Source organism: Burkholderia sp. F1, from assembly GCF_050813845.1.
GTDB classification, from domain to species: domain Bacteria; phylum Pseudomonadota; class Gammaproteobacteria; order Burkholderiales; family Burkholderiaceae; genus Burkholderia; species Burkholderia ubonensis.
This window is the reverse complement of sequence record NZ_CP172422.1, coordinates 3,157,860-3,179,014: the sequence shown is the minus strand read 5'-3', so window position 1 is coordinate 3,179,014 and position 21,155 is coordinate 3,157,860. Positions and strand designations below refer to the sequence as shown.

Annotated in this window: 17 protein-coding genes and 1 pseudogene; 9 read left to right on the top strand and 9 right to left on the bottom strand. The window is 61.9% G+C overall.

Annotation, left to right across the window (positions count from 1 at the left end; all coding sequences use genetic code 11):
* Positions 1 to 76 precede the first annotated feature (76 nt).
* Positions 77 to 1,012, top strand: coding sequence for a GlxA family transcriptional regulator (locus ACFIMZ_RS32765; protein ID WP_431823579.1), 936 nt, complete (start codon positions 77 to 79; stop codon positions 1,010 to 1,012).
* Between the two features lie 9 nt (positions 1,013 to 1,021).
* Here the strand turns inward: ACFIMZ_RS32765 and ACFIMZ_RS32760 are convergent, their stop codons facing one another.
* Positions 1,022 to 1,459, bottom strand: a complete 438-nt coding sequence (locus ACFIMZ_RS32760; protein ID WP_431823578.1) for a GNAT family N-acetyltransferase — start codon at positions 1,457 to 1,459, stop codon at positions 1,022 to 1,024.
* 274 nt (positions 1,460 to 1,733) lie between these two features.
* On the opposite strand from ACFIMZ_RS32760, the gene ACFIMZ_RS32755 reads away from it, so the two are divergent.
* Complete coding sequence (locus ACFIMZ_RS32755; protein ID WP_431823577.1) at positions 1,734 to 2,954, top strand: MFS transporter; 1,221 nt, start codon at positions 1,734 to 1,736, stop codon at positions 2,952 to 2,954.
* A gap of 155 nt (positions 2,955 to 3,109) precedes the next feature.
* On the opposite strand, the gene ACFIMZ_RS32750 is transcribed toward ACFIMZ_RS32755, so the two are convergent.
* Entirely contained in the window at positions 3,110 to 3,592 is a 483-nt protein-coding gene (locus ACFIMZ_RS32750; RefSeq protein WP_431823576.1) for a hypothetical protein, read from the bottom strand.
* 342 nt (positions 3,593 to 3,934) lie between these two features.
* Between ACFIMZ_RS32750 and ACFIMZ_RS32745 the strand changes: the two genes are divergently transcribed.
* Genes ACFIMZ_RS32745 through ACFIMZ_RS32730 form a run of 4 tightly spaced genes read left to right on the top strand, consistent with a single transcriptional unit; the run spans position 3,935 to position 8,596 of the window.
* A complete protein-coding gene (locus ACFIMZ_RS32745) occupies positions 3,935 to 4,657 on the top strand; it encodes an ABC transporter ATP-binding protein (protein ID WP_431823575.1) in 723 nt (240 codons plus the stop codon).
* A complete protein-coding gene (locus ACFIMZ_RS32740) occupies positions 4,644 to 5,849 on the top strand; it encodes an ABC transporter permease (protein ID WP_431823574.1) in 1,206 nt (401 codons plus the stop codon). Before ACFIMZ_RS32745 ends, ACFIMZ_RS32740 begins: the two co-directional genes overlap by 14 nt.
* On the top strand, positions 5,842 to 7,320 hold the full coding sequence (locus ACFIMZ_RS32735) for a TolC family protein (RefSeq protein WP_431823573.1): 1,479 nt from the start codon (positions 5,842 to 5,844) through the stop codon (positions 7,318 to 7,320). Before ACFIMZ_RS32740 ends, ACFIMZ_RS32735 begins: the two co-directional genes overlap by 8 nt.
* On the top strand, positions 7,313 to 8,596 hold the full coding sequence (locus ACFIMZ_RS32730) for an efflux RND transporter periplasmic adaptor subunit (protein ID WP_431823572.1): 1,284 nt from the start codon (positions 7,313 to 7,315) through the stop codon (positions 8,594 to 8,596). The genes ACFIMZ_RS32735 and ACFIMZ_RS32730 overlap by 8 nt, the downstream gene beginning before the upstream one ends.
* Positions 8,597 to 8,621: 25 nt before the next feature.
* Here the strand turns inward: ACFIMZ_RS32730 and ACFIMZ_RS32725 are convergent, their stop codons facing one another.
* The 4 genes from ACFIMZ_RS32725 to ACFIMZ_RS32710 form a co-directional block, all read right to left on the bottom strand.
* On the bottom strand, positions 8,622 to 9,221 hold the full coding sequence (locus ACFIMZ_RS32725; RefSeq protein WP_431823571.1) for a thiamine phosphate synthase: 600 nt from the start codon (positions 9,219 to 9,221) through the stop codon (positions 8,622 to 8,624).
* 55 nt (positions 9,222 to 9,276) lie between these two features.
* The gene (locus ACFIMZ_RS32720) at positions 9,277 to 10,551 is read right to left on the bottom strand and encodes an MFS transporter (RefSeq protein ID WP_431823570.1); all 1,275 of its coding nucleotides are present in this window, start codon (positions 10,549 to 10,551) and stop codon (positions 9,277 to 9,279) included.
* The gene (locus tag ACFIMZ_RS32715) at positions 10,524 to 11,219 is read right to left on the bottom strand and encodes a helix-turn-helix transcriptional regulator (RefSeq protein WP_431823569.1); all 696 of its coding nucleotides are present in this window, start codon (positions 11,217 to 11,219) and stop codon (positions 10,524 to 10,526) included. The genes ACFIMZ_RS32720 and ACFIMZ_RS32715 overlap by 28 nt, the downstream gene beginning before the upstream one ends.
* Positions 11,220 to 11,874: 655 nt before the next feature.
* The gene (locus ACFIMZ_RS32710; protein WP_431823568.1) at positions 11,875 to 12,564 is read right to left on the bottom strand and encodes a glutathione S-transferase family protein; all 690 of its coding nucleotides are present in this window, start codon (positions 12,562 to 12,564) and stop codon (positions 11,875 to 11,877) included.
* A 120-nt stretch (positions 12,565 to 12,684) separates the two neighbouring features.
* On the opposite strand from ACFIMZ_RS32710, the gene ACFIMZ_RS32705 reads away from it, so the two are divergent.
* From ACFIMZ_RS32705 to ACFIMZ_RS32695, 3 genes are all read left to right on the top strand, one after another.
* The gene (locus tag ACFIMZ_RS32705; protein WP_431825423.1) at positions 12,685 to 13,506 is read left to right on the top strand and encodes an AraC family transcriptional regulator; all 822 of its coding nucleotides are present in this window, start codon (positions 12,685 to 12,687) and stop codon (positions 13,504 to 13,506) included.
* A 286-nt stretch (positions 13,507 to 13,792) separates the two neighbouring features.
* Entirely contained in the window at positions 13,793 to 14,611 is an 819-nt protein-coding gene (locus ACFIMZ_RS32700) for a PoNe immunity protein domain-containing protein (RefSeq protein WP_431823567.1), read from the top strand.
* A gap of 130 nt (positions 14,612 to 14,741) precedes the next feature.
* Entirely contained in the window at positions 14,742 to 16,616 is a 1,875-nt protein-coding gene (locus ACFIMZ_RS32695) for a peptidoglycan-binding protein (protein ID WP_431823566.1), read from the top strand.
* A 136-nt stretch (positions 16,617 to 16,752) separates the two neighbouring features.
* Here the strand turns inward: ACFIMZ_RS32695 and ACFIMZ_RS32690 are convergent, their stop codons facing one another.
* The 3 genes and pseudogenes from ACFIMZ_RS32690 to glmS form a co-directional block, all read right to left on the bottom strand.
* Complete coding sequence (locus ACFIMZ_RS32690) at positions 16,753 to 18,333, bottom strand: isocitrate lyase (protein WP_431823565.1); 1,581 nt, start codon at positions 18,331 to 18,333, stop codon at positions 16,753 to 16,755.
* Positions 18,334 to 18,478: 145 nt separating this feature from the next.
* Positions 18,479 to 19,016 (bottom strand): annotated as a pseudogene (locus tag ACFIMZ_RS32685) (DDE-type integrase/transposase/recombinase); the annotation flags it as partial.
* 179 nt (positions 19,017 to 19,195) lie between these two features.
* Positions 19,196 to 21,025: a glutamine--fructose-6-phosphate transaminase (isomerizing) gene (glmS, locus tag ACFIMZ_RS32680; RefSeq protein ID WP_431823564.1), complete on the bottom strand. Its 1,830-nt coding sequence runs from the start codon at positions 21,023 to 21,025 to the stop codon at positions 19,196 to 19,198.
* Positions 21,026 to 21,155 lie beyond the last annotated feature (130 nt).

The following is a 21,155-nucleotide window of genomic DNA, read 5'->3' as shown; positions in this document are numbered from 1 at the left end:
TTCTGGTGGATTGACACCCCACAGCGTCGCGCCTTATCGTTTTGGCAGCAATGTCGCTGATCCTGCTTTTTCTGCCATGCCGCACCGCATCGCCGTGCTCGTTTTTCCCGACTTCCAGCTGCTCGACGCGGCCGGTCCCGTGGCCGCGTTCGAAGTCGCCAGCTACTATCGCGACGGCCACTACACGATGCGCACCATCGCCGCGCAAGCCGGCCTCGTGCGCAGCTCGTCGGGCGTGAGCTGGGCAGCCGAAGGACTGCCTGCGGCCAGCGCGGTCGACACGTTGCTCATCGCCGGCGGCGACGGCGTGGACGCGCTGATGGCCGACGCGCGCCTGCATCGCTTCGTGCAGCGCTGCGCAAAGCGCGGCGCGCGCGTGACGAGCGTCTGCACGGGCAGCCTGCTGCTCGCCGCGGCCGGCGTGCTGGACAACCGGCGCGCCACCACGCACTGGTCCCGCAGCGAACAATTCGCCCGCGCGTTCCCGCAGGTGCATCTGGAGCCCGACCATATCTACGTGAACGACGGACCGTTCTGGACCAGCGCGGGCATCAGCGCCGGCATCGATCTTGCGCTCGCGCTGATCGGCGAGGATCTGGGGGAGCGGGTGGCGCGCGCGGTGGCGCGGCAGCTCGTCGTCTATTACCGGCGCCCCGGCGGACAGTCACAGTTCTCCGCGCTGATCGAGATGGACTGCGCGCGCGGCCGCTTCAAGCCGCTGCTCGATCACGTGCGCCGCAACCTCGGCGCGCGTCATCGCGTCAGCGATATGGCCGAGCACGCGTGCATGAGTCCGCGTCATTTTGCGCGGGCGTTCCAGGAGGAAACCGGTCTCACGCCCGCGAAGGCGGTGGAAAAACTGCGCGTGGAAGCGGCGCGCGCCGCGCTCGAAAGCGGCGCGTCGTCGCTGCAGCGCGTGGCGAACGAATGCGGTTTCGGCGACGCCGAGAACATGCGCCGCAGCTTCCTGCGGCTGCTGGGCGTGCCGCCGTCGCTCTTGCGAGCGCGCTGACTCGATGCATCACGGATGCCACGTCAGCTTCGCGTCGATGGGCGTTTCCGTGACGAGTCTGAAATCGAGTTGCTCGTAGAGGCGCCGCGCCGGATTTCCCTGAAGAACGCTCAGCGAGACGGGTACCCCCGCGCGTGCCGCTTCAGCCAATACGTCACGCAGCACCGCGTTGCCGATGCCTTTGCCTTGGTGTGCGGGCGATACCTGGATCTGGTGGAGGTGCCACTCATCCGTCGCGCGACTCAACTTGAGAAGCCCGATGCATTCGGTGCCGTCGCAGATGATCTTCGCGTCCTCGAAGTTCGCGCGGATGCGGCCGTAGTGCGTGTCGTCGTCGGTGGGTACGCCGGCCCGTTGCAGATGCGCCGTCATCGTGAGCTTGCGCAGTCTCAGGAGGAACGGGACGTCAGCCGGCGTTGCCGCGCGTAGCGTGATGGGTGGGTTCATTTGCTCGTACCGATGGAAAGTAGCGCTCGTCACGTGAGTGGCGGAATCCCGCAAATAGAATCATCATTCTATATGGCGAGGATTTTTGCTTCGCTTTTTACGTGCGGGTCCGGCGATTATGATTAAAATTGATTCCCCACTTGCGACCATCGGGTTCGATGAATAGCCATATCGCAGCGCGCATTTCATCTCTTGCGCGTGCGGATCGGCACCGGCTGGTCATCTCCAGATATTCCATGCTTTGTTCTCCGCGAAAGACCTGCCAAGGCTGCTCATGAGTGACAAACCGGCTCTCACCGCAGATGCGCCGCTGGAAAGCACCGCATCGGCTTTTCGCGCGATGGCGCTGGCGTGCCTGATCGTATTCATGGCGCAGATGGCGACGACGGTTTATCTGCCGTCCTTGCCCATCGTCATGCGCGACCTGAAGATGACTCAGGGTGCCGCCGAGCTGTCCATCTCCGCCTATGTGATCGGCGCGGCGCTGCCTGTCCTGTTCTGGGGCGCCGCCGCGGAACGCTGGGGCCGGCGCGGCCCGTTGCTGATTTCCCTGCTGCTGTTCGCAGCCGGCAGTCTGCTGCTCGCGAGCTGCACGTCCGCAGTGGCGCTGCTGGCATTGCGCGCCATTCAGGGCATCGCGGGCGGCGGCGCGGCGATCATCGCCAGAATCATCGTGCGCGACAACTGGCGCGGCGACGAACTGGCGCGACGGCTCTCCGTGCTGTCGATCGCCTTCATCACGGCACTGGGCGGCGGCCAGTTCATCGGCGGGCTGATCGGCCGGTACAGCCATTGGCAAGCGGGTTTCGTGCTGATGGCCGTCACCGCCGCGCTGGCGATCGGCATCTCGTATTCGTTGCCCTTGAAGGCGGGACGCCACACCGCCGTCACGTCGGGCATGGCCGGCACATATTGGGCCGTGCTGCGGCGCCCGGGCTTTCTGTGGCCCGCGTGCGCGGGAGGGTTGGGATTCGCGACGACCGTGACCCTGCAGGAAGTGAGCCCTTTCGTGTTCCAGGAGCATTTCCGACTGGACGTGACGGGCTTCGGCAGTATCGGCCTGTTGATCGGCGTCGCGTATTTCAGCGGCGCGATGCTGGTCAATCGCCTCGTGAGCCGGCTGGGCGGCGTGCGGCTGATGCATGCCGGCGCGACGCTGCTTGCACTCGCGACGACGCTGATGCTCGCGTCGTGGCTGGGCGGCCTGCTGAACCATTTCGCCGGCCTGTGGATTTTCATCGCGCTGTACTGCCTGACGATCTTTGGCCAGGCGGTGCTGTTTCCGAACAGCATGGCGACCGCCGTCAGCGACGCACATGAATACGGCGCGCATGCGATGGCCTTGTGCGGCTTCCTGCAGCAAGGACTGGCGGGCATCGCCGCGACCGCCGCCGTGCTGTTGCACCATGACGGCGCGTGGACCGTCGCCGTGTTCGTGCTCGGTGCGCTGACCTTGCTTCAGGTGAAGTTGAAAGTAAGCGTCAGGCCGCGTTGATGCGTTGGAGCCGGCCTGTGTATCGGCCGGCTCGGAAACGCGGGTCATCGCGAAGCCGAGCTGCCCCATTCGATGGGGCCGGCTCGCTTTGGCAACTTCCCGCAGCTCCCTGGAGCTGCCAAAGACGCCCACCACCAGGGTGGCGGGCGTGGCGCTTAGTACGAGTAGTTGAAAACGACCGTCTCCGGGCCGGACGGCTGGAGGTTGTGGCCGGGGGTGCCGGTGGTCTTGTGCGTGATGGTGATCCGTGCGCCGGGGCCAAACTGCTGGTTGTTGAACGCCGTGGTCGTTCCCGTCGAGCCCGCGGCGACATCGACGCATTGAATCGGCGTGTTCGAGTACGGCCGGAAGTAGCACATCTGCGGCTGGTCGGAAATCGCAGCCGGATACGTTGCCACGGAATACTGAACCGACGTCAGCCTGTTGGTGATCCCGATCCCGGTATGCCCCTTGAAGTCGCCGAACGTAAGGCTGAAGTATTCGCCAACATCAAGGCCTTTTCCGGTGGACAAAACGAACACGCTGCCCGGCTTCACGGTGACCGTGATGCTGTCATTGCCGGCGGCGTATGCGGTGGTCGTGACCGTGGCGGCCACGAATGAGACGAGTCCAAGTGCTTTAAGAATTGTTTTTTTCAAGATACGTTCCAGATATTGGATCGGTTGTATACGTCAGGAACTGGGTGCCCGACAGATCTGGCAGGGGAACTTGCTGTCGCAAGTCCTCGGACCCTGCATAACCGTATACGACGGCCAATTGGAATAATTTAGGGTGGATTGCATATTTTCCTGTCGCATTCTGTCTCGAATTAGCTCGGCTTTATGCTTTTTTCGGGAATCCGGAACCTATATCAAGACGTCTTTACTTGGCAGTCACGTATGTCAATCAAGGAAATGCGGGTATTTTTGCTCTTACTTCCTTGAATTGGATATGGACCGGATGATTAAAATCCGTGCTCGTATCCACCCCGAGCGAGTCAAGTGCGTGCAGCAGCCGATTCCGATGCGTTGATCCAGCTTGAAAATGTGGGCCGCACATACCGGATGGGAGGCCAGCTCGTCGTAGCGCTTCGCAATGTCAGCCTGACGATTCGGCGCGGCGAACGGTGTGCGCTGGTGGGGGCCTCGGGGTCGGGAAAAACCACGCTGCTGAATATCCTGGGCCTGTTGGACCGCCCCAGTTCGGGCAGCTTCCTTCTCGGCGGGGCGGATATTCTCCAGGCAGGCCATGACGATCTCTCGCGCATCCGCAACCGCGAGATCGGATTCGTATTTCAATCCTTCAACCTGCTGCCCAGACTCACCGCACTGGATAACGTCGCGTTGCCGCTGAGCTACCGAGGGCTTGCGCGCGGTGCCGCTCGCGAGGCCGCGATGGAACGTCTCGCGCAGGTCGGACTGGCGGACAGGGCAGGCCACCGACCGGCGGATCTGTCCGGTGGACAGAGGCAACGCGTCGCCATTGCGCGCGCGTTGATCGGGAATCCGTCAATCATCCTGGCCGACGAGCCGACGGGAAATCTCGACGCGGCCACCGCGGGCGACATCATGGCGCTGCTCCTGTCGCTCAACGAGGAGCATGGTGTCACGCTGGTGATGGTCACGCACGACGCGACGCTCGCCGGGCGCTTTCGCCGCCGCATCGAGGTTCGATCCGGCGCGATCCATGAAATGACTTCCGCAATCGCTCATGACGATGCGTAACGCCCCTGCTGAAGGCCGGGGGCCGTCGCTGCTCCATACCTGGCAAGCGTCCATCGACAGTTTGCGCCTCCTGGGGCGACGCTCGCTGCTGGCATTGCTCGGCATTGCCGTGGGAGCCGGCGCCATCGTCGCGCTGCTCAACGTCGGCCGTAGCGCGACCTCGCACGCGCTTCGCACGTTCCGGGACATGGGGACCGATATTGTCGTGGTCACGTTTCCGCCCAAGCCGGGCGACGGCGCGCTGCCGACGACCATCGACCCTGACGTGATTCGAAAGGCGGTGCCATCGCTTCGGTATGTGGCGCCGGTATCCGTCAATGGTCTCGAAGTGCGGCGCGCCGGCAAGGCGGGCAGTATCTCCGTCGTAGGCGCAACGTCGGCGCTGGCGGCTGTTATCGGCCTTCGTCCGGAATCGGGGCGCTTTCTTTCGGACTTCGATCGAAAGGCAACCTTCGCGGTGGTGGGCGCGGACGTCTGGCAGAACCTGGGCACCCAGCCGCTCGTGACCGGGGACAAGGTCGAGATTGGAGACTATCTGTTCGAGATCATCGGTGTCGTGCAACGCGTTGTGCCCAACCCGATGATCCCGGTCGACGTCAACCAGTCGATCCTCGTTCCGATCGAGGGCTTGCAGCGCGTGCAGCCCGCGGCAGCGCTCAGCGCGATCGTCGGAAAGGCGGTCGGCCAGGATCTTGCGTCGGTCGGCGAGCCGTTGCATCGGAGTCTCACCGCGCTGTTTCCGGGGCGCGACGTCAATGTCCAGATTCCGGAGCAGCTCCTGAACGGCTTGAGGCAGCAGGCGGCAACCTTCTCGTACCTGCTCGCGGGGCTCGGCGCCATTGCTCTCCTTGTCGGGGGCGTTGGCGTGATGAACGTCATGCTCATGAACGTCTCCGAGCGGCGACGGGAGATCGGGGTGCGCATGGCATTGGGGGCGCGCCGGATCGATATATTCACGCTGTTTCTGCTGGAGTCCGTCAATGTGAGCGCGGCCGGCGCGATACTCGGGAGCGCGCTCGGCGTGGGCGCGGCCTTTGCATTCGCACGGATGTCCGGATGGGAGTTTGCGTTTGCGCCATTCGCCCTTCCGCTCGGGGTGGGCAGTTCGCTTGCGATCGGTATCTTCTCCGGCATCTATCCGGCCATTTCCGCGGCGCGATTGCCACCTGTCGAGGCATTGCGCGATGCATAAGCATGCGCGGCTGCTTGCGGGGCTGCTCGTCATCCCGATCCACGGTACGACCTGGTCGGCCGAGCGGCTCGAACCGTCACAGGCGACCATGGGGCATACGCGTTCCGTATCGCTGAATGGGGAAACGGTCGACGTGAGCTTGCAGGATGCCGTTTTCCTGGCGCTGCGCGGCAATCGCCAGATTCGTAGCGCCTATCTGGGCCGGATCGCGCAGAAATTCGATCTGCGCGTGGCCGAAGACAGGTTCACGCCCAAACTGGTGCTGGCCGGGCAGTACAGCAGCGCGAGAAACCAGGACGGGAATGGGAGCCAGGGCGCGCTCGCGCCGACCGCGACGCTATTGAGCAAGGTCGGTACGCAATTCAGCCTGTCGTGGACGAGCCTGTTCAGCCGTACCGGCAACAACGGCCGCTTCCAGGATGACGGCGTGACGTTGCAGGTCATCCAGCCGTTGCTTCGCGGCGCGGGCAGCGATATCGCCACGGCACCCGTTCGCCTGGCGCGCCTCGCCGAGGAGCGCAACAAGCTCGACCTTCAGTCGGCCGTCTCGCAGACCGTCACGCAAACCGTGATTGCCTACAGGGAGTTGCTGCGCGCGCAGGCACAACTCCAGATCACGAGAGACGCGCTGGCGCGATCGGGAAAATTGCTCGAGATGAATCAGGCGCTCATTGCGGCCGGCCGTATGGCCGCGGTGGATATCGTCCAGACCGAGGCCAATGTCGCGACCCAGGAACTCGACGTCGAAGAGGCGCACAACCGGCTGGCGTCGAGCCGTGCGACGCTGCTCCAGCTGATCGGCGTCGATCTGACCACGCGTATCAGGGCGAGTGACGATATGCGGGCGGAGACGACCGCGATAGGTCTGGCGCAAGCCGAGGACGTGGCGCTGTCGCATCAGCCCGATTACCTGAAGCAGCTCATCGCCCAAGAGGAAGCGAAAATCAATCTCGCGGTCGCGAAGAACAACCGGTTGTGGGATGTCTCCCTCGTAGCCGGCGCCGGTCAGGGCAGGGATCGCGTCGCGGGTGACTTCGGCACATTCTCGAATCGTCACTGGCAGGGGTATGTCGGCGTGCAGGTGCAGATTCCAATTGGCGATTTGACGCTTCGTCAAGCGGACGTGCACGCGGCGGTCGGCGTCGAGACCACGAAGGTCCAGGCGGCCGAATCCGAGGTGCGGCTGAGGAAGGATGTCGACGACGCCGTACGCGACGTGCTGTCCCGCTGGCGGCAATATCAGATTTCGCAGCGGGCCCTGGATCTTTCCCGCAGGACGCTGGAGATCGAGCATGAGAAGTTGCAGGTCGGACGATCGAACAATTTCCAGGTGCTGAGTTTCGAGACCGCGCTTCGCAGTGCGGAAAATGCGCGCTTGAACGCGTTGATCGGATACCTGAATGCTCAGACCGAGCTTGATCAACGACTCGGCATGACACTGCAGAGCTGGGACATTTCACTGAATGACTAGAAAATGGATGTTCGATCGTCGGCGTGTGGCCTGGGCCGGGGCAGGCATTTCAGTGGGGCTGGCTGTGCTGGCGCTGCTTCATGTCGCAACGGCCAGCAATCCCGACAAGTCCGCGAAGACAGTCCATTGGGTTCGCGTCGAACCTCGACCCGTCGAGATTCGGTTGGGTCTCGCCGGGCATATCGCACCGGCGGACAGGCTGACATTGACCGCTCCCTTTTCCGGAAGCATTGCCGATCTTCGCGCCGTCGACGGACAGCAAGTCAAGAGCGGCGACACGTTGTTGGCGCTCGATACGACCCAGGTCGATATCAGGGTGCGCGAAGCGTTCTCGGATGTGTTGAAGGCGCGCCGGGCGCTCCGGAATGCCGAGCATTGGGATCGAGGTCCGGATGTGAGCCGGGCGCGACGTGCCGTAGCGACCGCGCAGTTGAGCATGGCCGATGTCGCGCAGAAACTCTCGGATACACGGCAGCTCTTTACCCGTGGAATCGTGTCGCGCTCGGAGCTGGAGTCGTTGGAACAGCAAGAGAGACTCCAGCGGATGAATCTCGCAGGCGCACAATCCGAATTGAATGCACTCGTTCAACAAGGCGGCGCGGATGAGCTCGCGCTCGCCCGGATTGAAGTCCAGAACGCCGAAGCCCGGTATGCGGCACTGGCGAGGGCGCGGGAGCACGTCAACATCACCGCGCCCTTTTCCGGCGTGGTGGCGTTTGCCGTCAACCCGGGTGGATCGTCAGGACGCGCTCCACTGGGTGCAGGCTCGCAAGTCAGCGAGGGGCAAGCGCTGATCACGTTGTCCAGCGTCGAGCGGGTGAGTGCGGTGGCGAGTGTCAACGAGACGGACATCAGTCAGTTGACGCCCGGGCAACGGGTGGAAGTCAGCGGCGACAGCTTCGAAAATATCCAGTTGCCTGGGCGCGTCGAGTCGCTTGGGGCGGAAGCGCTGGAGGGTGCAGATCAGGCTGGCGTAGGCCGATACAAGGTGAAGGTGTCACTGGCGCCTTTGGCCGCGGATCAGATCGGGCGCGTCCTGATCGGCATGAGCGCGCGGCTGTCGATTCTCGTGTATCGAAATGAACGAGCGATCGTCGTGCCGTCGACCACGATCATCACGGCCGACGGGAAGTCATTTGTTCGGTACCGAAGCGCCGCGAACGCGCCGATCGAGCAACGTGCCGTTCGGATCGGCCACGCAACGCCGGATGGCGTGGAAATCTTCGGAATACAGGCGGGCGAGGTCGCAAGCGAAGCATCGGGCGATGGCGCTTAGCAGATCGCTGACCGTGCGTCATCGATCACGATCTTTCAACAACCCCTCCCCACAGCGCGCGAATTGCCGCGACACCATATGCACCGGCGTTGCGGGCTTCGGCCAAGGTATCGGCGGACATTCCGCCCAACGCAAAGACCGGAATCGAGGTCAGCGCAGCGAGTTCGCGAAAGCGCGGCCAGCCAAGCGGCTCGGCAGTGGTATGCGTTGCAGTCGGCAGAACCGGCGAGACGGTCAATAGGTCGACCCCTATCCGATTGGCATGCCGTATCTGGCAGGCGTCGTGACATGCAGCGGAAACCAGGAATCCGGCAGGCAACGGTCTGCTCGAGCACGCCATCAGGCGAGTGCTGGTGAGATGTACGCCGTCTGCCTGCAGTGTCTCTACTAAGTCAGGTGGCGCGTTCAGCAGCAGCCGTGCATCGTAGCGCCGGCAACACGTCAACGCTTGTCCGGCCAGCCACGCATACTGCGCTGCCGTCACGGTTTTGGCGCGGAGCTGAACCAGGCGGATGCCCGCCTTCAGCGCGCGTTCGAGATCCACGAGAAAACCGGCTAACGGTGTGTCAGCCGAGGGTTCCGGCGTGACCAGATAGGTCAACGGCAACTTGGTTGAATGCTGCATCGGGCTGGGTGACAGGCGATGAAATACAAAGGGTGGCCGGTATCGTTGTCGGAGATCAGTCTGATACGCGCAAACGCATCCGGCCGCGTTGCGTCGACGCCAGGCTGTACGCAACGGGAGCGGCCAGCAAACCCGTTACCAGAATATAGATTGCGGGTGCAGTCACCAGATGCGTGACTTCGATCAGGTAAGCGCACACGACGGGCGCGGTCCCGCCAAAAATCGCAGTGGCAAAGGAGTAGGTGCTGGCCATGCCGACATCCCCCCAACTCTCCTTGAACAAGTCCGCCAGAACGACAAAAATGACGCCGACGATGCAGCCGGCCATGAGTGCCAAAGCGGCTTGCGCAAGCAATTGCAAAAGGGGATCGCCCGTCTGCAACACACGGAACAGCGGATAGCTGCTGAAGACCAGCGAGACGATCCCGGCCAGGACGAGATTGGCCGCGCTTGTGACGCGAGCGCCATAGCCTGCGGCGATCGTCGACGCAGAGAAGATGATCAAGGTGACGACATTCGAAAAATGCGCGTCGAAGCTGGATGCGCCGAGATAGCTGTGTAGATAATTCGGCATCCACACGAGCAACGCATAGATGACGATTTCCATGAACGCAACCAGGATGAAAGCCTGCACCAACGGCAAGGCCGGCTTCCGGCGCGAAGTGCGGCGCGCCTGCGCGCTCAGGCCCTTGCTGACCGACGACCTGAGCGAGTAGATCGCGAGTGACAACGGAATGCAGAGCAAAAACGGCCAGCGCCACGATTCGGACCAGTGCCCCGCAGTCGACCGGTCCGCGAGAGGGTGCAGCGCCTTGGCAAGATACGGCAGGCCGAACGTGGTGCCTGACGCCAATAGCATGCCGATGAATCCGCTGACCACGACGAACGCGCAATAAGGTCCGCGATTCCGGTCATTCGCGTTGAGCGACACGAAATATCCGCTTAATGGCATTTCCCCGCCGGCGCAAAAGCCTTGCAGCACTTTCAATGTCAGCAGCAGGATAGTCGCAACGTAGCCGGCCGCCTGATAAGTCGGCAGGAATGCGATCAGCGACGCCGGCGTCGCCATTCCCAGCATGCTGAACTTGAGCGCCGTGCCGGTGCCGTATCGATTGCCCAAGGCGCCGAAAAACAGGCTGCCGAACGGGCGTGCCAGGTAGCTGCTCGCGAACACCGAAAAACTCAGCGCCAGCGCCAGTTTGTCACTTGCGGGAGGAAAGAATAGTCGGCCGATTTCCAATGCCATGAAGGCGGTCAGTGAAAATTCATACCATTCAAAAAGATTGGCCGTGAGCGCTATTTTCAGGATTGGGTCAAATCTTGATCGCATGAAACGCTTTCTTTCACAAGAGACAGGACGTAGGGAAGGTTTCCGTCTATTACCTTGTTGCGCAGGGCGGCGAAATGGCACTCTACCGTTCTGTCCGAGATGCGAAGGAATCGGGAGATTTCCTTGGTGCTGAGTCGCTCCGATCTTAAAAGAAAAACGCGGACCTGAGCATCCGTCAAGGGAGTAATGAAATGCTGGTGGACCTTGAAATAGGTGAGCGTTCGTTCGATCGACGTTGCCGTGTTATAAAATTTCCTGTTAAGCAGATAAACATTGATCGGCGGGAGAGTTCGAGTAATGTCGTGCCGATAGGTGACGATCCCAATGATGTTCTTGCGAGTTCCCAGTACCGGGAATTTTACCATTTCCTCGACCTGCGCCTCTCCGCAATCGTCGAGGAATTGGTGTCTGCCGATCACGTGGGATTTTTTATCGCGCGCCGAAAAATCCAGGCGCTCGATCGACTTTGCGTACTGTGTTCCCCACTCGGGCTGATTGAATCTGATGTCTTGTATCGTCAGCCCCAAAAGATCCTTTGGGTTTTTTATTCCAAATTGAAGTGAGTTGTGCAGGTTATTTACAATGTATCTGCCGGTATCCGCTTCCTTCAGGCTTGCCGAAGTTGGAAAATTTTCTATGAGGCTGGCAATTGCGCTGTCGCATTTCATGGCGTAGCCCTGTGAGGTGCGAAGGTGGTCCGGCGCATTGTAAACGAATTGATTAAAAATCCCCTGGATAGTTTCGGGAAATTATCGTTCACATTTCAATCTAGCATGCGCACGTGTCTACTGTATCAGTAATTTTCGCGGATGTCTTGCCGGCGCCGTCTGTGGAAAATAACTCGAACCTTGCCGTGACGGCGGATTTTCAATGGGAATTATGTGGGGTGATTTGACCTCGTTGCCTTTGTTGTTGTTTTTGATTTTTTGAAACTGTGCGGCCTTTCGGGTGCGTTTCGTAAATAATCAGGAAGAATTCTGTTGACTTCGTTTGCTGTTCCGTACGGAGGCGTGGTTCTTCCGGAACGACTGTTTCACGTGTGTGTTCAGTCCTCGGTCTAGGCGCCGAGCGAAAGCGAAGTGCGGTCCCGGAGCGCTCGATGGGTCGCGAGTGGCTGATGGAATCGACGGCAGGCAGGAAGGACGCGTGGAATCCAGCGCGCAGGAAGCCGAGATGAGTTGGCGTCCGTTCGGGGGCGCCGACACCGGCCTGGCGATGGTTACTGGCGATCCACTTGAGCCGCTGTTGATGTATCCCGTTTCGACGCGAGTCCCTACTCTTGCGTCCCGCCTGCGTTTCTAATATTGGCTCGATGTAGGCGGCCTAGCGATCGCCGGATCCGGCGATCGCCTTTTCTTCCACCTGAGCAGCGGCCGCCCTGGCCTTGTCATGCTCCGCTGCCAGCGCCGCATCCGCCGCCTGCGCGCGCTCGATGGCCGGGCGTGCCAGGATGCGGTCGATATAGGCGCGCACCACGGGCGTCTCGGGTATCAGCTTGAACATCGTGGTCCAGTTCAGCGCCGAGCCCCACAGCACATCCGCCGCCGTAAAGCGCTCGCCCAGCAGATAGGGCCCCTTGGCCAGTTGCGCGCAGACCGCGTTGACGACGGCATCGAAGTCGCCGTAGGGCGAGGTCGAGTACGTCGCGGGCGGGCGATTCATCGAGCGGTCGACGATGGCCGGCTCGAAGCACGAACCGTAGAACACCATCCAGCGCAGGTACGGTCCGCGCAGGGCGTCGCCCACCGCCGGCGCCAGGCCGGCTTCCGGATACAGTTCCGCCGCATACATGTAGACGGCGGCCTGTTCGGTGACGATCACGTCGCCGTGGCGCAGCGCGGGAACCTTGCCCATCGGGTTGATGCCCAGGTAATCGGGCTCGTGGTGTTCGCCCCCGGAAAGGTCGAACGCGTGCAGGTCATAGTCGGCGTTCAGCTCTTCAAGCAGCATGCGGGCGCCGGCCGAACGGCTGCGCGCGGCGTGGTAGAGGATCAGGTGGCGGTCTTGCGGCATCGCGGGCTCCGGAGTGTGGTCGGGAAGAGGTATCCGAATGTAGGGCGGCCGCGCGCCGTCGTCTTGGAAAAATCCGCTGCGGCAGTGCATCATCGCGAAATCGCATCTACCGCCTGCGCCATGACCGACTTGCGTAACGTCAACGACACACCCAAGGGCGTGGTCGGCCCACGGGCCTTCCACCAGCGCTTCCGCCTGAATCGCTACCACCCGTGCGCTGAACTGGCCGGCGTGCTGGATCACCACTGGATTGTCGAATGGGATTTGCGCGACCAGCCGCCCCATGTGCAGCGCACGCTGCCGTATCCGTGCGTGAACCTGGTGTTCGACCGGCGGCAGACGGGTGTCTTCGGCGTAGTGTCGGGTGCGTTCGAGACCACGCTGGCTGAAGCGGGGCGCGTGATCGGCCTGCGCTTTCGACCCGGCGCCTTCCGCGCGTTCTTCGGCAAGCCCGTGCATCTGCTGACCGACAAGGTGCTGCCGGTGTCGACGCTGCTCGGCTGCAGCGATGCCGAAGCCGAAGACATCGTGCTCGGCGCCCAGGACGACGCCGGCATGGTATCGGCCGCAGAGTCGCTGCTGTTGCGTGTGCTGCCGCGGCCCGATCCGCAGGTCGAGCGCATCCACGCGATCCTGCAGATGCTGCAGCAGGACATCGGTCTCACGCAGGTGCGCGACCTGGCCGAACGCGCCGGCCTGGGCGAGCGCACGCTGCAGCAGCTCTTTGCCGATTATGTGGGGGTGACGCCGAAGTGGGTGATCTGCCGCTACCGCCTGCATGAAGCCGCCGACAAGCTCGCCAGCGGCGAGCCGATCGACCTGGCGGAACTGGCTCACGCGCTCGGCTATTTCGACCAGGCGCACTTCACGCGCGACTTCCGCAAGCTGGTGGGCAAGGCGCCGGCGGAGTACCGGCGCGATCATGGAAAATCCGAAGCGTGACGTGCACCGGTTCCGTGAGCGGCATGTGAGCATGAACGGAGATGAATCGCAGCGCGTCGTGCCCTGATCGTTGGCCTTTTTCGATTTGATCGACGTCGATGCCTGGATTCGGAAGAGTCTTCCACAGGCCGTGCCGGAATCTTCGGTGGAGTCAATCTTGAGAGCCGGGTATGCCCGGCACATCCTGTATGTGCCGTTCTACCTGCCTTCTGCGCGTCAACACGTCGAAGCAGCCAAGCTCGAAGCCAGCAGCGCGATATCGCGGAACTAAAACGAGACAATGGACATGAGCGAAGATTTTGATTCGAAACGTCGACAGCGCTTTCTGGGCGAGGACTACTTCAAGTGGTTGTTGACCTCGTTGAGTGACAACGTTACGTACTGGTCGGAACATATCGCGCCAACGGGCGAGACCGAGAATGAGCGTAAGGCGGCGACGTTGCTGTATCTCTCGTCCTATTGCTACCGCCGTTTTTTGCTCATGTACACGGGCGGCGCGGACATTGGGCTATTGCGCCTGGAGCTCGAATCGGTTGTCGATGCTTTCGAGCGCTACGCCAAAGCGAAACGGCTGTCTGAAGAAGATGCGGAGCAGCCACCGCTAGCATTTGGCGTCATCGGCGACTACGAGAACGTCATGCAGTTGATCGGCTTTTGCTATCTCATGCATCGACGTGACCTGCTGCCCCGCATCGTCGAGATGTTCGACCCTGCCTATCGCGGCCAGGACACGCTGTACGAGGACTTGTTGTCGTATGAGTTCGAAGGCCGCGTTGACGTGGATAGTTGGTTCCACGACGTCCCATATCGCCCACTTGTGTTCTCCCTGTATCGCGAGACGAAAGACGAATGTATCAGTGACATCGATGAATACCTCGAGGCCTGGTATCCGGGAATGTCCAACACACCTTGGCACGACGGCCACCTCGAAGCCAAGAAGGGCGGCAAAGGGGGGTACGTCGGGTATTGGGCGATTGAAGCTGCCGCAGCCGCCTACTTGTTGAAGCTGGATGACAGCGCTTTTCGCGACCACGTGCTGTATCCGAAAGACCTCGCCGACTTCGCGCGCAACTTCGAACTGCTCGCCGGGAGTTCGAGCGCATAGCGTGAGTTCCTCGTGGCGGCGCCGCTGAAGATGCACGCCGGCCACTCAAGTTACGGTCGGATTTGCCGTTACGCCGATGTGAGAGATTGCCTGATTGGGCAGCAGAATAAGCGGACCAGGAAAAAATAACGTGGAACTGAGCGACCAAGGGCGCGGCTTGCTGAAAAACCTCCGACATCTCTTTGTCGGCAATCACGCTCGCGAAGAACAGGTGGTGCCGACGAGCGAGTCGGCCGAACGCTACCTTGCGACGGCGTATGTCGTTTGGCGATTCGAGCACGATGTCGCGACGACGACGTCGAAAGGTAATGCGTCAATATCCGGCGGGCACTTCGGCTACAACACCGTCGACTTCCAGAATCACTTGCGGGCGCTGTGCGAGAAGGCGGTACGCAACCGCGATATTCGCGTTCCGTTCATGCAGCGCATCGATATCGCAGGAGCGAGCGGGCTGGAGTTGTCGTCAACGGTTCATCCCGTCCACGATTTCGGCTCGTACTCTGTTTTCCGTCAATGCGGGAGTTGCAGTGGCAGCGGCGAAGTGTCATGCGGAGGCTGCTCTGGACGTGGGCGGCACGGTTGCGCGAGTTGCGGGGGCCTCGGCTCGAGGGATCGAACGGTCACGCATACAAGATGGAACGGCAACCGTAACGAGACTTACACGCAAACGGTACGCGAGAGTTGCGGCTTCTGCATGGGAAGTGGGCGTGTCGTGTGCGCGCGTTGCGGGGGCTCGGGCACGCAGACATGCAGTACATGCGCAGGACATGGATTCCTCACCGACGTCGCGCGTGTTCAGGCGTTGGCCCGCCCATCGTGGCACGTGCCAGCGCATTCAGGGCTTGCGGCCGATGCGCTCGTGCGGGCCCTTGACCGAGGAGGGCCAACCGGTGCTCTGCGATTGGTCCCGTTCGAACTGGCTGGCACGGGGTACAACGACAGCGACAACTGGGTTGCACGCTATGAGGGCGCAGCCGACGTTGTCGAACTTGGCCTGAACGTCGTACGGCAGCCGTACAAAGTTGCTGCGGTCGGCAGCAACATCGTCCCTATTGTGACGCCCCCGGTATTTGACCAACTGCTGCGCCCCGAGCTGGAGCGTATTGCTTCATTGAGCAATGGCAGGCGAGGCAGCTCGAAGGTCAGGCGGCAGGCCAAGAATTTCTTCTCGTCCTTCCGTGAGTTGCCGGTTCTGGACCGAGCGATGCGCGCGCTTGCGAAGCTCGACAAGATGGCTCGGGCGAATCCCGAGCATGCCGTCGCCAGCGCGGCGGAAGGTTTCATCACGAAGGAGGCGGCTGTATCGATTGGAGGAGCATTCCTCCACATCCTGGACAAGGTATCGCCACCCAATTCGCGTGCGGCTTGGGCGCTCGTTGCCGCGTTCCCGGCAGTCGCAGGTTTCATCCTGACTGCTGACAGCTTCACCGACTTTTCGCTATCGAATCCGTGGAGTGCGCTGCTGCCGCTGGCATTCGCTGTCGTATCCGCGACGCTGGCCATGTTGCTGGTGTCGCCGGCAGGTTGGGTGCTCAGCGCCATGACAAGCGCGCTGTTGCGACGCAAGGTCCCGATCGAATACCGACAGCGAGGGCGTAACTGGGCACCATTGAAAGGAGCATGCGTGTTCTCCGCGTCCGCCGCCGTTGTCGGTGCGCTGTATGGGGCGGCCGGCGCCATGCAATGGGTGCCGACGGTGCGCGCGGTAGCGACGCCGGCGATTGCGTATGCAATGACCCATACCGCTACAGACTCGCAAGCGCATCTTCTGCTCGCAAAATTTACGGCCTCAGGCACAACGGAAGCGGTTGCTCCGACGATGAGCGGGGACGACGTCCGCCGGGCGGTTCAGCGTCAATTGATTATGCGTGGCTACTTGCGCGGGCCGGCAGATGGGAAATATGGGCCGCGCACGGTTGATGCAATCGTACGTTATGAGCAGCAAGAACATCTGAATCCGGCATTGTCGATGCAGGACCTTCTCGCGTACATGACCCAGCATTAGCAATTTCGACATGCGTGTCGAAACTCCGCATGGAAGCGCACAGGAAGATGTTCGATGAGAACCCCGCGAGCCATCTCGCCGGATAAAGAAACGCCAACCTGTATGGGTTGGCGTTTTGCTTGGGGTATGACCGGTATCAGAACTGGTTCATCGTGTTGTCTTTACCCGCTGCTTTCAGCGCCGCTTCGCCGCTGAAATATTCCTTGTGGTCGTCGCCGATGTCCGAGCCGGACATGTTCTGGTGCTTGACGCAGGCGATGCCCTGACGGATTTCCTTGCGCTGCACGCCAGCCACATAACCCAGCATGCCCTGGTCGCCGAAGTATTCCTTGGCCAGGTTGTCGGTCGACAGTGCGGCGGTGTGGTAGGTCGGCAGCGTAATCAGGTGGTGGAAGATACCTGCTTCGCGCGACGCGTCGGCCTGGAAGGTGCGGATCTTTTCGTCGGCGAGCGCCGCCAGTTCGGTCTGATCGTATTCCACGCTCATCAGCTGGGCGCGGTCGTATGCCGACACATCCTTGCCCGCGGCCTTCATCGCGTCATACGCCTGCTGGCGGAAATTCAGGGTCCAGTTGAACGACGGGCTGTTGTTGTACACCAGCTTGGCGTTCGGGATGACCTTGCGAATCTCGCTGACCATGCCGCCGATCTGCGCGATATGGGGTTTTTCGGTTTCGATCCACAGCAAGTCTGCGCCGTTTTGCAGCGAGGTGATGCAATCCAGCACGCAGCGCGCTTCGCCCGTGCCGGCGCGGAACTGGAACAGGTTGCTGGGCAGGCGCTTGGGACGCAGCAGCTTGCCGTCGCGCTTGATGACGACGTCACCATTGCCCAGTTGGTCGGCCGACAATTCCTCGCAATCGAGGAAGGCATTGTATTGGTCGCCCAGGTCGCCCGGCGTGTTGGTCACGGCGATCTGCTTGGTCAGGCCGGCGCCCAGCGAGTCGGTACGGGCCACGATGATGCCGTCGTCCACGCCCAGTTCCAGGAACGCGTAGCGGATCGCGCGGATCTTGGCCAGGAAGTCCTCGTGCGGCACGGTGACCTTGCCATCCTGGTGGCCGCACTGCTTCTCGTCGGACACCTGGTTTTCGATCTGGATGCAGCATGCGCCCGCTTCGATGAACTGCTTGGCCAGCAGGTACGTTGCTTCCGCGTTGCCGAAACCCGCGTCGATGTCCGCGATGATAGGCACGACGTGGGTGACGTGGTTGTCGATCTTTTGCTGGATGGCGGCCTTGGCAGCACCTTCGGCAGCGTCCAGCTCGCGGAACAGGCCGCCCAGTTCACGGGCGTCGGCCTGGCGCAGGAACGTGTACAGCTCGCGGATCAGCGCGCTGACGGAGGTTTTTTCGTGCATCGACTGGTCCGGCAGCGGGCCGAACTCGGAGCGCAGCGCGGCCACCATCCAGCCGGACAGGTAAAGGTAGCGGCGTTCGGTGCTGTTGAAGTGCTTCTTGATCGAGATCATCTTCTGCTGGCCGATGAAGCCGTGCCAGCAGCCCAGCGACTGGGTGTACTTCGACGGGTCGGCATCGTAGGCGGCCATGTCCGCGCGCATGATCTTGGCGGTGTACCTGGCGATGTCCAGACCCGTCTTGAACTTGTTCTGGGCACGCATGCGGGCGGCGTACTCGGGACTGATGGCATTCCAAGCGCTGCCGTGGTTCTCTTTCAAACCGGCAACTGCCTTGATGTCGTCTTGATACTGGGCCATGTGTATCTCCTAGGAGGAAAGCGCGTTTGAGCAAATGGTTGAGCGTGCCGCTACGTATGTCGAAGCGCACTGCATGACCAAATAGTAACGCCGCTTGATGGCGATCTGGCGATGTCTTATATAAGACATAAGACATTATTTTTTCTTATTTTTCAATGGGATACGTGACGGTTTTTGCGATGCAAAACATGTTTTCAAGCGGCGGAAAGATGATGCTGCGGGAATTCGAAGTGGATTCCGCAATGCGAAACGCACTTTCGGCTGTTGGAGGCGGGGCAAGCACGGATGGCTCGAGCGACGATTGCTGTCTGTAATCGTGCTTCATGGTCTTCACGAACGACTCGGCCATGCCATTGCTGTGCGGCGAACGTACGGGGGTGTTCAGTGGCGTCAAGCCCAGTTCGCGAGCGAAGCTGCGTGTGAGATGGGAGATGTAGGCCGAACCGTTGTCCGACAGCCATTCGATGGGCGCACTCGCCTGCGTGGCGCGGAGCGCTGCTCGACAGCAGCCAGCATCTCGTGGCGCACGACATCGCCGCTATGCCCGCCCGTTGTGGCCGCCCAACTGATGGCTTCCCGGTCGTGGCAGTCCGGCGCGAACCATCATCGCAGCGGAACTCGAAGCCGTCCGAACACCAGCGGGCATTGCTGCGCCCAACAGGGATACGTCCATCATGCCGGCGAGTGTCGTGTCTGGAGCAGCCGGGGCAGTCGTGAGCGTGCGCCTGCGAGTGCGAAAGCGTTCCAGGCCTATTGGGGCGGGCCACTCCGCTAAAAGAGCCTCCCTTCCGGGAACGCTTCTAGTCAGGGCGCGGGAACGCTTTCATTTTTTGTGAACACGGCCGCATGCGCTTGAACCTCCTCACTCCACCGTCACCGACTTCGCCAGATTCCTCGGCTTGTCGATATCCGTCCCCCGCGCAATCGCCGCGTGATACGCGAGCAGTTGCATCGGCACGGTATGCAAAATCGGCGACAGCGGCCCGTAGTACTCGTTGAGCCGAATCACGTCGATCCCTTCACCCGGCGCCAATCCGCAATCGACGTCCGCGAACACGAACAGCCTGCCGTTGCGCGCGCTGACCTCGTGCATGTTCGAGCGCAGCTTCTCCAGCAGCATGTCGTTCGGCGCGACGGCGATAACCGGCATCTCATTACTCACCAGCGCGAGCGGCCCGTGCTTGAGCTCCCCAGCCGGATACGCCTCCGCATGAATGTACGAAATCTCCTTCATTTTCAGCGCGCCTTCGAGCGCGATCGGGTAATGCATCCCGCGCCCGAGGAACAGCATGTTGTCCCGGCGCGCGAGCAGCTCCGACCACCCGATGATCTGCGGCTCGAGCGCCAGCACCTTCGCGATCGCATCCGGCAGATGACGCAGCGCGCGCAGATGCTGCTTCTCGTCGTCGTCGCTCAACCGGCCGCGCACCTGCGCCAACGACAGCGCGAGCAGGAACAGCGCGACCAGCTGCGTGGTGAACGCCTTCGTCGACGCGACGCCGATCTCGATGCCCGCGCGCGTCACGAACTGCAATGCGCATTCGCGCATCAGCGCGCTGGTGGCCACGTTGCAGATCGCGAGCGTATGCAGCATGCCCGTCTGCTTCGCCGCATGCACGGCGCCCAGCACGTCGGCCGTCTCGCCGCTTTGCGACACCGCGACGACGAGCGTCTTCGGGTTCGGCACGCTGTCGCGATAGCGGAACTCGCTGGCGATCTCGACGCTGGCCGGCACCTTCGCGAGGCTCTCGATCCAGTACTTCGCGGTCAGCGCCGCGTGATAGCTGCCGCCGCACGCGAGCAGCAGCACCGAATCGACATCGTTCAGCACGCGCCACGCGTGGTCGCCGAACAGCTCCGGCATGATCGACGTGACGTCGAGCAGCGTGTCGGCCACCGCCTGCGGCTGCTCGAAGATCTCCTTCTGCATGTAGTAGCGGTACGACCCGAGATCGGCCGCGCCGCTATGCGCGGCGACGCGCTGCACGGCGCGCTCCACGCGCTGGCCGTTCGCATCGACGATCCAGTAGCGATGCAGCTGGACGTCGGCGACGTCGCCGTTCTCCAGGTAGGCGATCCTGTCCGTGATGCCCGCCAGCGCGATCGCGTCGGACGCAAGGAAGTTCTCGCCGTCGCCGGCGCCGACCACGAGCGGCATCCCGTTGCGCGCGCCGACGATGCGGTGCGGCTCGTCGCGGCACATCACCGCGATCGCGTAGCTGCCGCGCAGGCGCGTGACCGCGCGCCGGACCGCATCGAACAGGTCGCCGTCGTACAGGTGATCGATCAGGTGGGCGATCGCCTCGCTGTCCGTCTGGCTCGCGAACGCATAGCCGTGCGCTTCGAGTTCCGCGCGCAGCGCGTCGCAGTTCTCGATGATGCCGTTGTGCGACAGCGCGATGCGCGCGTCGTCGTCGCCCGGCGAGAAATGCGGATGCGCGTTGAGCGTGACCGGCGCGCCGTGCGTCGCCCAGCGCGTATGGGCAATGCCGGTGTAGCCCGACAGCGAGCGCTCGGCGATCTCGCGCTGCAGGTTGGCGACGCGGTCGACGCTGCGCGCCCGCGCAAGCGCCCGGTCGCGGTACACGACGACGCCGCACGAGTCGTAGCCGCGGTATTCGAGCCGCCTAAGGCCGTCGACGAGATTCGGCAGGATGTCCCGCTGGGCCACCGCCCCGACAATTCCACACATATCGCGCTCCGTAGAAGGTGCTGTTTCAATCACTGACAGCGATGGTAGAGGCGATGAATTGGAATTAAATTTCAAAAAACATGAATTATTGAAACGCAAAGATCATCGCGTATCATGTTGAAATTAAATT